The organism is Brucella sp. H1_1004 (genome assembly GCF_047308065.1).
Taxonomy (GTDB): domain Bacteria; phylum Pseudomonadota; class Alphaproteobacteria; order Rhizobiales; family Rhizobiaceae; genus Brucella; species Brucella pseudogrignonensis_B.
This window is the reverse complement of the sequence record NZ_JAYKZA010000001.1, coordinates 1,168,310-1,181,776: the sequence shown is the minus strand read 5'-3', so window position 1 is coordinate 1,181,776 and position 13,467 is coordinate 1,168,310. Positions and strand designations below refer to the sequence as shown.

Here is a 13,467-nt window from a genome sequence, read left to right as displayed (position 1 = left end):
GAGGGTTATTGGCCCAATTGTTTCTTGATGTCGAGACCCGCACCCTTGTTAACAAAAGCGTCAGTTGCAACCTTGGTCATGTCCAGCTCGTCGCCGCTGACGATGCCCGACTTGCGTGCGAGTTCATAGAACTCTTTCACGCGGTTCATGTCGATTGCGCCAATGCCCTTTTCGAGCGTGTCACCGCTATCGATCAGCTTAAGTTCCTTAAGACGCGCGAGCTCCGCATCAAGTGTTTCTTTGCTCATATCCGCATTGTCTTTGAGGATCAGCTCATAGGCTTTGCTGTTGTCGCCATAAAGGAAGTTGTTCCAGCCTTCGATGGAGGCCGTTACAAATCGCTGTACGAGTTCAGGATTTTCATCGACGAGCTGCTGGCGTGTTTCGATGGTATTGGCATAGGTGTTGAAGCCCTGATCGGCCAGCAGGAAGGTCGTGACCTTCGCGCCTTCTTTTTCAGCATAGATCGGCTCGGCAGTGGCATAGGCCTGCTGCACGGTCTTCTTGTCACTCAGAAATTGCGCAAGGCTATAGCCATAAGGACGGAGCTGTTCGTCCTTGAAGCCGAAATCTTTCACCAGCCATGGCCAGAACGAGAACTGACCATCCTTGGAAATTAGGATGGTTTCTGCATTGGCAAGGTCTTTGAAGTCCTTGTATTCGCCTTCATGTGCCATTAGTGCCTGTGGGTCTTTCTGATAGAAAGCAGCCACAACTGTGGTCGGCACACCATTGGCGACATTGTTGAACGACAGAAGCAGATTGCCGGTCAGCAAAAAGTCGAGGCGTCCAGCAGTCAGCATTGGGCGATTGTTGACCTGAGGTCCACCCATTTCGATTTTCACGTCGAGGCCGTATTTTTCGTAGGTGCCATCGGCAACAGCCTGATAGAAGCCGCCATGACCGGCCTGAGCCAGCCAGTTGGTGCCGAGTGTTACTTTATCAAGCGCATAGGCCATCTGGGCGGAAAGGCCGAGCGAGAAAGCGGCGACAGCCGCAAAGAGTGCTTTTTTCATTTTGGTTCCCCTTGATTAGTCTTTTGCTACCATGTCGGCTGTCCAGCCGCGGGTTTTGCCTGGGTTAAGCAGGCCATATGGATCAGCCTGCTTTTTGAATTCGATCTGTACGCTGTCGATTTCTTTCATGCCGCCGTCTTCGATGGTGTAAGCGTGCGGATCATATATGTCGCAGCCATCAACTTGTTCCAGCTCTTCGATCAGGCGGTACATTTCATCGCGACCTTCAAAGCGCACGAGCGGCAGTGCAAAAATCTGTACTTCGCCTTCCAGACGCGCCATTTCGTGATGCATATATTGCGTTTCGCCATAGCGTTCGATCTGGCGTGTAACCACATCAATGTCGAACGGGCGAGGATAGGCAACCTGCAAATAAGTCCAACCCGGTTCAGCCTTCAGCGCCTGAAGCGTGGTGTGGTTCCATCCACATTCATAAGCAGGCTGAAGCCCGGCCTTGTGCAACTCGTCAAGCGTCATCGAGAAGGAAACTTTGCCGCTGAACTCTGTGGCCAGCTGCTCGAAACGCGCCAGTTCTTGTGGTGCGATCATCGCGAAAACCGCATCCTTATCAGATGGGAAAAGATCGCCAAATTTTGTGTAGAAACGCGCAAAACGGCGATCCACCGTCGTCAGCAGGTAGCAATCGAGGTTTTCTTCGAGTGCTTTGAGACAGAATTTTAGTGTTGCCTCGTAGCTGTCGAAGAGGGCTGCGGTATGCACCCACTCGGTTGCTTTGGTGAGACCGATTTCGAGTTCAAGAATAATGCCATTGGTGCCATAGGCGTGTTGCACTTTGTGAATGTCACGGCCCGTCAGTTCGATGATTTTCGGCTCGGCCTCAACGGTCAGAACCTTAACTGAATAGACATTGCCGTCATCGCGAAGCATGCCGTGGCGCAGCGAACCGATGCCGCCCGAACCGCCTGAGAAAAAGCCGCCAATCGTGGCGATGCGACGGGTGGACGGATACATCAACAGTTCCTGACCCGTTTCACGCACAGCATCGTCGAGGCGTGAAATACGTGCGCCGCCTTCAACACGAACCTTACCCGGCTCGATTGCGATGATGCGGTCGATCTTGGTCATGTCGAGAATGACTCCGCCTTCAAGCGGAACGCACTGGCCGTAATTGCCGGTGCCGCCACCGCGAACGGTGATTGGAATGCGAAGTTTGGCGGCAGCTGCTGCCACGCGGCGCACTTCATCCTGATCTTTTGGAATGACGACGAGATCGCCGAGATAATGACCAATATCTTCCGTCAGGATCGGGCTGTACCAGAAATAATCACGGGACCGCAGTTCGACTTGCTTTGGGTCGTCATAAATGCGGATACCATCGATTTCGGCGCGAAACGCGGCCCAGTCATAGATGCGCTGTGGTGCGGCAGAATTCATGGGTGTCTCCGATTAGATTGGTTTACCATCGCGCCAGACGACGCGATGCGCCTGCGGACGGCTGATGAGGTCGTTAATGTCTGTAGCGTCATGCCAGATAAAATTTGCATTCCCGCCTTCGATCAGCGCCAATACGCGGTTGCTTTCGATGAAACGCGCGGGCAGGGTCGTGATGCTATTGAGCCATTCATCCGGCTCAAGGTGGCAGACCGGGGCTGCGAGGCGAAGGACTGCAAGCGGATCGTAATCGCCATAGGGATAGAAAGCGTCGCGCACATTGTCGGAGCCGAGCATGGCGTCCATGCCCGCCCGACGCGCTTCTTTAAGCGGTGCGATACCACGAAGGCGTGGCGATTTTCCGCCAAGCCTGTCTTGCAGATAGAGATTGGATGTTGGAAGCGACACAAGCGCTGTTCCAGCATCCGCAGCAGCGGAGAGAATGCGGCTTAGTTCCTGAGGCTCGCGCAGTGAAAGCGAACAGGCATGGCCGCAAAGGACGCGTCCCGCCATGTTATGGCGCTTCGTTGCGGCAACAATAAGCGAAAAGCCATCAGCCTCTAATTCAAGCCCTTCATCGACGTGAAAGTCGAGCTTGAGATCATGCTGCACTGCGAGACGAAACATCTCTTCAATTTTGGCTTCAAGATCAGCATTGCGATAGAAGAAAGCGCCAAGGACGCCACCATCGTTTGCTACACGTTCAGCAATTGCTGCGCCTGCGCCAAGCACGATGTCGCCATGGATAAGAGCAGCAAGCTCAAGGTCGATGCGGTCTTTCCACTCCTGACGCAGCTCGTTCAACACCGGCCAAGCGATCGGCACATCAGGTGTGGTCCAATCGACATGAGTTCGCATGGCGCCAACGCCCTGCGCATAAGCTGCTTCAAGAGCCTTGGTGGCGCGTGCGCGGATATCGTCGGCACTCCAGCTCTCACGGTCGATATTCATCAGATCAATTGCATCGAACAGGCAATCAACTTTGGCGCTGCCACGCTCGGCAATGCGGCCAATGGTGAAGGTCTTGTCGAGATGCACATGCACGTCAGCGAAAAGCGGTGTGATAAAGCCACCATTTTTAGACTGTGAGGGCGTCAGCGATGCAATGCGCCCGCAATCGATGCTGATGTCGTAATGACCATCAAGATCAGCAATGGCGATACCTTTCAGCATATCAACGTTCACGGCGGATCTCGCTTTCATGCCAGCGTCCAAGCACAAGACGTGACAACCAGCTTGTGATCAGGAAAATCACGATGCCAAGCAGTGAAACTAGGAAAAGTGCAGCAAACATGCGCGGAATTTCGTTGCGAAAGCTCGATTCCAGAATACGTGAGGCCAGGCCGGTGCTTTGGCCAGCACTGCCAGCAACGAATTCTGCCACCACAGCACCGATAAGCGAAAGGCCGCCGGCGATCTTGAGCGCCGCCATAAAATAAGGCAGGGCGCTTGGAGCAAGCAGATAGCGCAGACGCTGCCATGGCGAGGCACGATAGAGCTTGAAGAGATCGCGCAGATTATGATCGGCGCTACGCAGTCCGATGACGGTGTTTGACAGGATCGGGAAGAAGGCCACGATCCATGCGCAGATCAGCAGGGCTGAAAACGTATCGCGCACATAGATCAGGATCAGCGGTGCAATGGCAATGACCGGTGTTACCTGAAGAATGACGGCAAATGGAAAGAAAGCCATCTCGATCGGCCGCGACAGCGCGAAGATCATGCCGAGAACAACACCCCCAACAATCGCGCAGAGCAGGGAAATGAGCGTGAGTTTGACTGTGAACCACATCGACGTCATCAGCGATGGTCCGTCTTTAATCAGCGTTTCGCCGATGAGCGACGGGGCCGGGATCAGGTAATGCGGCACGTTATAATAGCGCACCAGCCCTTCCCAGATGCCAAGTGCAATGAGGATCGCAAGCGTTGGCATGAAGATGCGCAGATTGCGCTCACGACGGGCGAGGCGATGTTGTTCTGAATTAAGAACAGGCGTTTGGTTTTGCATGATCCCTGTCCTCAATGGTCGATGTCTTGCGACGAAAGCGTTGCGGTGAGTGCATCGGAAACCGTCGCGCAATCCTTTGCGTAAGCTTCCGTCGTGCGAAAGTTTTCAGCGCGTGGATAGCTGCCTTCAATAGCGATATCGGCAACGACCCGTCCCGGACGTGCGGCCATAACGATGACGCGGTTTGAGAGATAGACGGATTCATAAACGCTGTGCGTGACGAAGACCACAGTGAGGCCGTGTTCCTGCCACAGCCGCAAAACATCATTGTTGAGCTTGAACCGCGTCATTTCATCGAGCGCCGCAAAAGGCTCATCCATCAACAAAAGGCGCGGACGCGTGACCAGTGCACGGGCAATCGAAACGCGCATTTTCATGCCACCCGAGAGTTCACGGGGATAGGCGTTGGCAAAGCGGGACAGACCAACCTGCGTCAGCACGTCTTCAACGCGCGGTGTGGCTTTCTTGCGGGACATGCCGGAAAGGCGCAGCGGCAAATAAACATTGTCGAACACGCCGGCCCATGGCATCAGCGTCGGCTCCTGAAACACAAAGCCAATATCCTGCGCACCAATTGGGCCTTTGCCCGGTGCGTGACCATTGACGCGAATGTCGCCCGCTGAAATGGACTCGAGCCCCGCTATCATGCGCAGCGCTGTACTTTTGCCGCAACCCGATGGGCCAAGGAAGCTTACGAACTGACCTTGTTCGATCTTGAGCGACATATCGCTGACCGCAATGACGCCCGTACCATATTGCTTGTAGACGCTTTTGATATCGATCAGGGAAGGTGAGGTTTGCGAGTTGGGGGCCACGCTCATCGTCCTTACCAGGCAGGTTGGTTATCGAGCCAAGAGAGCGGCGCTCGCTCAATCTCAGCCAGCACTTCAACCAACCGTTCGGCGGCGAAATCGATGGTCTTGCGGCCTTTTTCAGCACTGGCAAGCGATGCGTCGCCTGCGGCACCATGTGCATTGATGTCCTGAATCTGCCATGCGGGCTTTGCGCCACCACTCAGCGAAAGGTGCTTGTAGTCCGAAGCCAATGTTTCGGTCAGTGTGTTGAAGTTCTGCGCTTTTGACATGTCCACCAGATCGGGGTGGAACTCGAGCATGACAGAGGTTTCCATGTCGCCAGCGTGAATGCCGTGCTTAAGCTCATGTTCGCTATAAACACCGTCCGGCATGCCGAGGCCGAACCAATTGACGCTGAACACCATCATATTGTGCTTAATGCGCAATTCGCGGGCGACTGTGTCCATAATCGTGATCTGGCCACCATGGCTGTTCAGAAGCGCCATTTTGCGCACGCCACTTGCTGCAACGCAGGCTCCGATTTCGCACCACATGCGAATGAGCGTTTCTGCGGAGAATGTCAGTGTGCCGGGATAGAGGCTATGTTCATTGCTTTTGCCGATGGCTTGCGTTGGTAGAAAAAGCGCATGGCTTTCATCAGGCAGACGAGCGATGGTTTCTTTGACCATGCCCTCCACGATTGCGGCATCAACTGCCAGAGGGAGGTGCGGTCCGTGCTGTTCAATTGCGCCAACAGGCAGAACCGCCACAATCTTCTCGCGCTCGAGGCGTGAAAACGCTTCGCTCGTGTAATCAGACCAATATCTTTTCAAGGTGGTGGCTCCTGCATTCTTGGGAGGCGGTAAAGCTTTTTACTAAACAATCTGACCGATCGGTCAAACTAAATGTTTAAAAAAATGAGGATGCATGTAAATAAGGTGTGAATCCGTGACGAATTCGCCACGCGACAGCCTGCCTCATGTTTATGATGCGCGGAAATTTCCGGAGGTCCTATGGACAACAGATGTATTATTATTGGCGCGGGGCATGCCGGGTCACAGGCTGCGATCAGTCTGAGACAGGAAGGTTATGCTGGCGAAATCGTTCTTATTAATGATGAGACGGATATTCCCTATCATAAGCCGCCGCTCTCAAAATCTTATCTGAAAGCCCCAGAAGCAGGCATTCTCGTTCTGCGCCCGGAAAGTACCTATCGCGAGAATAATATTGAGATGCTGTTTGGGCACAGCGTTGAGCATGTGTCTCTGACGGACAAGACAGTCACGCTTGATGACGGCAAGGTGTTGAACTGGTCGGAGCTGGTTTTTGCGACCGGTGCTCGTGCGCGAATCCCCGATATGCCGGGTGTTGAGCTTGATGGCGTTGTCACGTTGCGCCGTTTGGGTGATGCGCGCCGCATTGCCGATATGATGCCACGTGTTGAGAAAGTGGTGATTATCGGTGGCGGCTTTATCGGTCTTGAAATGGCACATAGTGCAGTTGCGCTTGGCAAGAAGACCGTTCTGATTGAGGCTGCTCCGCGTGTTTTGGGGCGTTCTGTTGCCACACATATTTCTGCCTATGTCGAAACACGTAGCCGTGCGGCGGATATTACGCTTCTCACAGGCGTTGGCGTTGAAGCAATTCTAGGTGAAAACGGCCGGGTAACGGGCGTAAAGGCAGCGAACGGCACTGTTTATCCGGCTGATATGGTTGTGCTTGGTACAGGCGCCGTTCCGAATATCGAGCTTGCGGCCGAAGCCGGACTCGTTGTCGATAATGGGATTGTGGTTGACGAGCATATGCGTGCATCGAGTGAGCATGTTTATGCGATTGGCGACTGCGTGAGCTATGATCATTTCCATGCAGGTCGTCGCGTACGGTTGGAATCGGTGCAGAATGCGACCGATCAGGCCAAGCATGTTGCGCGCGCGATTGTTGGTCGCGGTACGCCCTTCCGCGATATTGCATGGTTCTGGTCGGATCAGGGCGACATGAAGTTGCAAACGGCTGGTCTTTCATTTGACGCCGACCGCCATATCCTGTCGGGCAGTCTCGAAGACAATGCCTTTTCTGTATTTCACTTTGCAGGTGACAAATTGGTGGCGGTTGATTCCATCAATCGCCCGACAGATCACATGATCGCGCGCCGGTTGCTCGCGGCTGGTATTAGTCCGAATGAAGACGATATTGCAGCGGGTGCCGCGCGTTTCAAAGAATTGCTCGCAGCCGCGCCGAAAGCCTGAGGATATAGAATGACTGTTTTAAAACATCTGCTCCCTGCCGATATGGCAGCTCCCTTTGCTGCTTATAGTCATGGCGTGAAGGTAGCCGCTGGCGCTGAATTGGTTTTCTGTTCAGGTCAATTGGGTATTGGGCCAGATGGCTCTGTACCTGAAGATGCAGGCGCGCAGGCCGAGCTCTGCTTTGAGAATATTCGCCGCATCCTGCGTGATGGTGGCATGGAACTGTCTAATGTTGTGCGCATCAATGCCTATGTCACGGATCGTGCACATATGCGTCCTTACATGGATGTGCGTGATCGCCTGTTTCCGCAGCATGCACCAGCGTCGACACTCATGATCGTTTCCGGTTTCACGCGGGAAGAGTTTAAGGTCGAGATCGAGGTTGTGGCAGCTAAATAGCTCGCGCATATACGGATCGATTGCACAAAAAAATAACACCCGCCGCGGGAGGAGCGGCAGGTGTCATTTAGGGTAAGACCGGAATGGGAGGAGGAGGTCCGGTCTTTATGTCACCGAGGAAAATGGGAGGAGGGAACACCCCGGTGAAAACTTTAGAAACTGTAGAACCGCGTTAATAAAGCGTCGCGGTTCAAATCAAAGGCATTAGCCTTCAGATGGCGCGTTCTTAGCGAGCAGCTGCCTTACGTGCAACGAATGGAATTTCCGAAGGCATAATGCCGAGGTCGTTCAGTTCGCGTGGGCTCAGGCGGCTCAGTTCGTTGACAGTGTTACGGTAACGGCGCCAGTTGTTGTACGAGCGGATCAGGTTCATTTCTCTCACCTAGTGAAAATCAAATCTCTTTGTTGCCACCAGCATATAGGCCCTATGTTTTTGGAAGTGGAGAGCCAGATTTGCATAGCTGCTGTGCAATATAGCCTGTCGATTGCATGGCTTTTGCGCAACTTGGTCATTTTATAATCACAATCATCATGCCGACTGCCCAAATCACCAATTTGAGCGCCCTTTATGGCCTTAATCCTTAATGAGTCGTGAATTTCCAGACATATTCACCATAGTAAGGGGCTTTGTTAGAGGGTTCTTTTGCGCTTTCAGGGAAGATCGATTTTTGTCGCAAAAACCCCTGGAATTGTCGTCTCGTGACAATAATTATACATGACTCCCGAAACGGATTCAGTTAAGTGAGTTATGTCGTGTGATGGAATTTTGCTTCTTGTAAGTATGTTTTATCACTGTTTGTCTGCGGGAGAGAGCTGGCGCAAGCTGGCCACCGAAGGGGAAATCGCCCGAAATCTCTCAGGTACCATGAACCGCAGATGGGTAAGGCAACTCTGGAAAGTCGGGGGAAACTCCGCGCCGAAGGTGTAAGTATAGCTTGATAGCTATGCGAGTCTCTCAGGCTTGAGACAGAGGGGCACGAAGCAACCGCATTTCGCGGGGGCATACGTGCGACTCTGGAGTTGTTATGGGCGATACCGCACATTTGAATACCCTGCCTTTGCAGGATTTACATGAACAGGCTGGCGCACGCTTTGGCGGTTTTGCTGGCTGGAACATGCCGATCACTTATCCGCTTGGCGTTATGAAGGAACATCTTCACACGCGTGAGCATGTCGGGCTTTTCGATATTTCTCATATGAAGCTGATCGAAGTTTCAGGCGCAGATGCAATTACGCTTTTGAGCGAAACCTGTCCGCTTGATCCTTCGATTCTGAAAACCGGCCAGTCTAAGTACACATTCTTTCTCAATGATAACGGCGGCGTTCTTGATGATCTTATCGTCACGCGCCTTGGCGAAGACCGTTTCATGGTCGTTGCCAATGCGGGCAACGCTAGAGCCGATATTGAGCATCTCAATGAAGCAGCATCTGGCAAGGACGTAACGGTCAATCCGCTGGATCGCGTTTTCCTGGCTATTCAGGGTCCGGAAGCCGAAAGCGTCATTACCGATGCTGGTCTTGCAGGTGCAGAACTCAGCTTTATGAGCGGCTTTGAGCCTAATCCCAACTGGTTCATGACCCGTTCGGGCTATACCGGCGAAGATGGTTTTGAGATTGGCTTGCCTGCCGATGAGGCACGCGCGCTTGCAACCAAGCTTTTGGCCGACGAACGCGTTGAGTGGATCGGTCTTGCTGCCCGCGATTCCTTGCGCCTTGAAGCGGGGCTTTGCCTGCACGGCCAGGATATTACGCCGGAAACCGATCCGGTTTCGGCTGGCCTCACATGGGCAATTTCCAAGCCAGTGCGTGAAAAGGCTGCCTTTAAGGGCGCCAAAGCCGTTCTGGATGCGATTGCCAAGGGTGCAACCGCCAAGCGTGTTGGTCTTAAGCCGGAAGGCCGCCAGCCAGTGCGTGGCGGCGCAGAACTTTTCGACGAAACCGGTTTTCAGATCGGTACTGTTACATCGGGTGGCTTCGGCCCCTCCGCAGGTTTCCCGGTTGCCATGGGGTATGTCGAGGCAAGCCTCGCAGTCCCCGGCACCCGCATTTTCGCAGACGTCCGCGGTAACAAGGTTCCCGTTGATGTTCATGCACTTCCCTTCACACCGCATCGCTATCGCAAAGGATGATTTCCATGGCCAATATCCTGTTCACCGAAGATCATGAGTGGATCAGCGTCGAAGGTGGCGTTGCCACTGTCGGCATTACGATCCACGCACAGGAACAGCTAGGCGACCTCGTATTCGTAGATCTGCCGGAAGTCGGTCGTACCGTTTCCAAGGGCGACGGCATCGTCGTTGTTGAATCGGTCAAGGCCGCTTCGGACGTTTATGCTCCGGTCGATGGCGAAGTCGTTGAAGTTAACGAAGCCGTTTCGAGCGATCCGGCACTCGTCAACCAAGCTGCAGAGGGCGATGGCTGGCTGTTCAAACTTAAGCTTTCCGATGAAGGCCAGCTTTCGGGGCTTCTCGACAAGGCCGGTTATGACAAACTCGTAGGATAAAAAGATGACGCAACAGGTTCTCCCCTTTGTTGCCCGTCATATCGGGCCACGCTTGGAAGATGAGCGCGCAATGCTTGCAGCGCTCGGTCTTCCTTCCATGGAAACACTGATCACGCAAGCTGTTCCCGCATCCATCCGCTTGAACCGCGCACTTGATCTGCCAGCGGCTTTGAGCGAACACGCAGCCCTTGCCGAGCTCAATGAAATCATGGGCCGCAATGTGGTGAAGAAGAGCTTCATCGGTGCGGGCTATCATGGTGTGCAGACGCCACCTGTCATTCAGCGCAACCTGTTTGAAAACCCAGCCTGGTACACCGCTTATACGCCTTACCAGTCGGAAATCAGTCAGGGCCGCCTTGAACTGCTATTTCACTTCCAGACACTTGTTGCAGAGCTGACAGGCCTGCCGGTTGCCTGTGCATCGCTACTGGATGAAGCAACTGCTGTTGCTGAAGCCGTGGGCGTTGCTGTTCGTCATCACCGCGACAAGCGCTCGCGCATTCTGCTTGCAGGCGATCTGCATCCGCAGAGCGTGGATGTGATCAACACCCGTGCAGAGCCGCTTGGCTGGCAGGTTGAAGCCGGAAGTACTGTTGACGACAACACCGCTGCCGTCATCGTGCCATGGCCGGATACGCGCGGCGTTTATGGCGACTTCACCGCTGTCATCGCCGATGCAAAGGCGAAGGGCGCTTTGGTCATCGCTGTTGCCGATCCGCTGGCGCTGACTATTCTGGAAGCGCCTGCCAAGTGGGGCGCTGACATGGCTGTCGGCTCTATGCAGCGCTATGGCGTTCCAATGGGCTTTGGTGGTCCACATGCTGCATATCTCGCAGTATCCGAGCCTCTTACGCGTATCATTCCGGGCCGTATCGTTGGTCAGTCGGTCGATGCGCATGGTCGTGCCGCTTATCGTCTGGCTCTTCAGACGCGTGAGCAGCATATCCGCCGTGACAAAGCGACTTCCAACATCTGCACCGCGCAGGCACTCCTCGCCAATATGGCTGCATCCTTTGCCATCTGGCATGGTCCCGCTGGCCTTCAGGCTATTGCAACGCGTGTTGCGGGCCTTGCGTCTCGCTTCGCAACGGGCCTCAAGGCTGCTGGCGTCGAAATCGCGGGCGATAGCCTGTTCGACACCGTAAGCGTTAAGGTTTCCGGCAAGGCGCAGGCCATTGCTGACGAAGCAGACAAGGGCGGTCGTCTCATCCGCATCTTTGATGCCGATACGGTTGGCGTCACCTTTGACGAAACCTCGACGGAAGACGATCTTGCAGCACTCGCAGTTCTGTTTGGCGCAAAGCCAGTCGGTAACGACGATCTGCTGGTTCCTGGCAAAGGCCGTGGCGAAGGCTTCCTGACACAGGACGTGTTCCATTCGCACCGCTCAGAAACCGAGATGATGCGCTTCCTGCGTCGTCTGGCGGACAAGGATCTGGCGCTTGATCGTGCAATGATCCCGCTTGGCTCCTGCACGATGAAGCTCAATGCGGCAGCAGAAATGATGCCTGTGAGCTGGAACACGGTTGCCAATCTGCATCCATTCGCACCTGCGGCACAAACGACCGGTTATGCCAAGATGACCTCGGATGTCGAAGCGTGGCTTTGCGAAGTCACCGGTTTTGCAGGCGTATCGCTGCAGCCAAATGCGGGTAGTCAGGGCGAATATGCGGGGCTTCTCGCGATCCGTCACTATCACCAGTCACGCGGCGAAGGTCATCGCAATATCTGCCTGATCCCATCCTCTGCACATGGCACCAATCCTGCCAGCGCATCGATGGCCGGCATGAGCGTTGTTGTCGTTAATTGCCTTCCGGATGGCGATATCGACATTGATGATCTGAAAGCCAAGGCTGAAAAGCATCGCGACAATCTTGCGGCTTTCATGATTACCTACCCGTCGACCTATGGCGTGTTTGAAGAGGGCATCAAGGATTTCTGCGAGATCGTCCATGACAATGGCGGTCAGGTCTATTTTGACGGTGCAAACCTCAACGCACTCGTTGGTCTTGCGCGTCCCTGCGATATTGGTGCTGACGTTTGCCATATGAATCTGCACAAGACCTTCTGCATTCCGCATGGCGGCGGTGGTCCGGGTGTTGGTCCGATTGGCGTGGCCAAGCATCTGGTGCCTTACCTGCCAGGTCATGTTGATCTTGGTTCCAAGCACGCTGTTTCCGCAGCACCGTTTGGCAGTGCATCCATTCTGGTCATTACGTGGATGTATATCCGCATGATGGGCGGCGCGGGTCTCAAGAAGGCAACCGAGGCTGCAATCCTCAACGCCAACTACATCGCGCATCGTTTGAAGGACGCTTATCCGATCCTTTACACCGGTGCACATGATCGTGTGGCGCATGAGTGCATCGTGGATACGCGTGTTCTCAAGGATAGTGCAGGCATTACCGTAGAAGACGTAGCCAAACGCCTCATCGACTATGGCTTCCATGCGCCGACCATGTCGTGGCCGGTTGCTGGAACGCTGATGATTGAGCCAACTGAGTCTGAGCCTAAAGCGGAAATCGACCGCCTTTGCGATGCGATGATTGCCATTGCAGGCGAAGCAAAGAAGGTTGCCGATGGTGTCTGGCCTGCGGATGACAATCCGCTTGCCAATGCACCGCACACGGCAGGCGACACGCTGGCAACGGAATGGACACATCCTTACACCCGTGAGGAAGCAGTATTTCCGGGAAGCGCATTGAACGGCGATTTTGACACGACGGCGAAATATTGGCCGCCAGTCAGCCGCGTCGATAACGTGGGTGGTGACAGAAATCTTATCTGTTCATGTCCGCCGGTTGCGTCTTACGGCTGATACAGTACATCAGTGGCGTTTTAATGTTTTATAAAGGGACGGGTCGGAGCGGTACTCTATCGCTCCGGCAGAAATAAAAATTACCGCGTTCTAACGCAGATTTTATTTGTCGGCGAAAGAGCTTGGAATGCATTTTTATTGTCTGAACGCTGATGAGAACTATGTTCTTTGACAGTCATTTCCGGCAAGGAAAGAGACATGTTTTTTAAAGCGCTGCGGTAACGCGGCGCTTTTTGTTTTAGTTCTAACTTACTGAAATTCAGGCAAAAAAAGAGCCGGACTAAAAAGTCC

At 54.0% G+C, this 13,467-nt stretch carries 12 protein-coding genes and 1 riboswitch; of the genes, 5 read left to right on the top strand and 7 right to left on the bottom strand.

Annotated features, from left to right (window positions below; genetic code table 11):
* Nucleotides 1-5: 5 nt before the first annotated feature.
* From U2P60_RS05670 to U2P60_RS05645, 6 genes are read right to left on the bottom strand one after another with little or no spacing between them, the layout of a single operon-like run.
* A complete protein-coding gene (locus tag U2P60_RS05670) occupies nt 6-1,016 on the bottom strand; it encodes an ABC transporter substrate-binding protein (protein WP_313829666.1) in 1,011 nt (336 codons plus the stop codon).
* Nucleotides 1,017-1,031: 15 nt separating this feature from the next.
* Nucleotides 1,032-2,411 carry an FAD-binding oxidoreductase gene (locus U2P60_RS05665; RefSeq protein WP_413571737.1) on the bottom strand — a complete coding sequence of 460 codons (1,380 nt, stop codon included), beginning with the start codon at nt 2,409-2,411 and terminating at the stop codon, nt 1,032-1,034.
* A gap of 12 nt (nt 2,412-2,423) precedes the next feature.
* Nucleotides 2,424-3,611 (bottom strand): amidohydrolase family protein, encoded by a 1,188-nt coding sequence (locus U2P60_RS05660; protein WP_413571736.1) that lies wholly within the window; start codon nt 3,609-3,611, stop codon nt 2,424-2,426.
* Entirely contained in the window at nt 3,583-4,416 is an 834-nt protein-coding gene (locus tag U2P60_RS05655) for an ABC transporter permease (RefSeq protein ID WP_413571734.1), read from the bottom strand. The genes U2P60_RS05660 and U2P60_RS05655 overlap by 29 nt, the downstream gene beginning before the upstream one ends.
* A gap of 11 nt (nt 4,417-4,427) precedes the next feature.
* Complete coding sequence (locus tag U2P60_RS05650; RefSeq protein WP_413571733.1) at nt 4,428-5,237, bottom strand: ABC transporter ATP-binding protein; 810 nt, start codon at nt 5,235-5,237, stop codon at nt 4,428-4,430.
* Nucleotides 5,238-5,242: 5 nt separating this feature from the next.
* Nucleotides 5,243-6,043: a creatininase family protein gene (locus tag U2P60_RS05645; protein WP_413571732.1), complete on the bottom strand. Its 801-nt coding sequence runs from the start codon at nt 6,041-6,043 to the stop codon at nt 5,243-5,245.
* 180 nt (nt 6,044-6,223) lie between these two features.
* Between U2P60_RS05645 and U2P60_RS05640 the strand changes: the two genes are divergently transcribed.
* Both U2P60_RS05640 and U2P60_RS05635 read left to right on the top strand, forming a co-directional pair.
* Nucleotides 6,224-7,456, top strand: coding sequence for an NAD(P)/FAD-dependent oxidoreductase (locus U2P60_RS05640; protein WP_413571730.1), 1,233 nt, complete (start codon nt 6,224-6,226; stop codon nt 7,454-7,456).
* Between the two features lie 9 nt (nt 7,457-7,465).
* The gene (locus U2P60_RS05635; RefSeq protein ID WP_413571727.1) at nt 7,466-7,855 is read left to right on the top strand and encodes a RidA family protein; all 390 of its coding nucleotides are present in this window, start codon (nt 7,466-7,468) and stop codon (nt 7,853-7,855) included.
* A 226-nt stretch (nt 7,856-8,081) separates the two neighbouring features.
* Here U2P60_RS05635 and U2P60_RS05630 read toward each other — a convergent pair whose 3' ends face one another.
* Nucleotides 8,082-8,228 (bottom strand): DUF1127 domain-containing protein, encoded by a 147-nt coding sequence (locus U2P60_RS05630; protein ID WP_084486680.1) that lies wholly within the window; start codon nt 8,226-8,228, stop codon nt 8,082-8,084.
* 420 nt (nt 8,229-8,648) lie between these two features.
* Nucleotides 8,649-8,738, top strand: a riboswitch (glycine riboswitch).
* 142 nt (nt 8,739-8,880) lie between these two features.
* Here U2P60_RS05630 and gcvT point away from each other — a divergent pair.
* The 3 genes from gcvT to gcvP are packed head-to-tail and all read left to right on the top strand — an operon-like array spanning nt 8,881 to nt 13,176.
* A complete protein-coding gene (gene gcvT, locus U2P60_RS05625) occupies nt 8,881-9,984 on the top strand; it encodes a glycine cleavage system aminomethyltransferase GcvT (protein ID WP_413571725.1) in 1,104 nt (367 codons plus the stop codon).
* A 5-nt stretch (nt 9,985-9,989) separates the two neighbouring features.
* On the top strand, nt 9,990-10,358 hold the full coding sequence (gene gcvH, locus U2P60_RS05620) for a glycine cleavage system protein GcvH (RefSeq protein WP_413571724.1): 369 nt from the start codon (nt 9,990-9,992) through the stop codon (nt 10,356-10,358).
* A 4-nt stretch (nt 10,359-10,362) separates the two neighbouring features.
* A complete protein-coding gene (gene gcvP, locus U2P60_RS05615; RefSeq protein ID WP_413571722.1) occupies nt 10,363-13,176 on the top strand; it encodes an aminomethyl-transferring glycine dehydrogenase in 2,814 nt (937 codons plus the stop codon).
* The last annotated feature ends 291 nt before the right edge of the window (nt 13,177-13,467 follow it).

What these genes read in the sequence shown, in the direction of transcription:
- U2P60_RS05670 (WP_313829666.1), bottom strand. Translation starts at nt 1,016, where the DNA reads ATGAAAAAAGCACTCTTTGCGGCTGTCGCCGCTTTCTCGCTCGGCCTT.
- U2P60_RS05665 (WP_413571737.1), bottom strand. Translation starts at nt 2,411, where the DNA reads ATGAATTCTGCCGCACCACAGCGCATCTATGACTGGGCCGCGTTTCGC.
- U2P60_RS05660 (WP_413571736.1), bottom strand. Translation starts at nt 3,611, where the DNA reads ATGAAAGCGAGATCCGCCGTGAACGTTGATATGCTGAAAGGTATCGCC.
- U2P60_RS05655 (WP_413571734.1), bottom strand. Translation starts at nt 4,416, where the DNA reads ATGCAAAACCAAACGCCTGTTCTTAATTCAGAACAACATCGCCTCGCC.
- U2P60_RS05650 (WP_413571733.1), bottom strand. Translation starts at nt 5,237, where the DNA reads ATGAGCGTGGCCCCCAACTCGCAAACCTCACCTTCCCTGATCGATATC.
- U2P60_RS05640 (WP_413571730.1), top strand. Translation starts at nt 6,224, where the DNA reads ATGGACAACAGATGTATTATTATTGGCGCGGGGCATGCCGGGTCACAG.
- U2P60_RS05635 (WP_413571727.1), top strand. Translation starts at nt 7,466, where the DNA reads ATGACTGTTTTAAAACATCTGCTCCCTGCCGATATGGCAGCTCCCTTT.
- U2P60_RS05630 (WP_084486680.1), bottom strand. Translation starts at nt 8,228, where the DNA reads ATGAACCTGATCCGCTCGTACAACAACTGGCGCCGTTACCGTAACACT.
- gcvT (WP_413571725.1), top strand. Translation starts at nt 8,881, where the DNA reads ATGGGCGATACCGCACATTTGAATACCCTGCCTTTGCAGGATTTACAT.
- gcvH (WP_413571724.1), top strand. Translation starts at nt 9,990, where the DNA reads ATGGCCAATATCCTGTTCACCGAAGATCATGAGTGGATCAGCGTCGAA.
- gcvP (WP_413571722.1), top strand. Translation starts at nt 10,363, where the DNA reads ATGACGCAACAGGTTCTCCCCTTTGTTGCCCGTCATATCGGGCCACGC.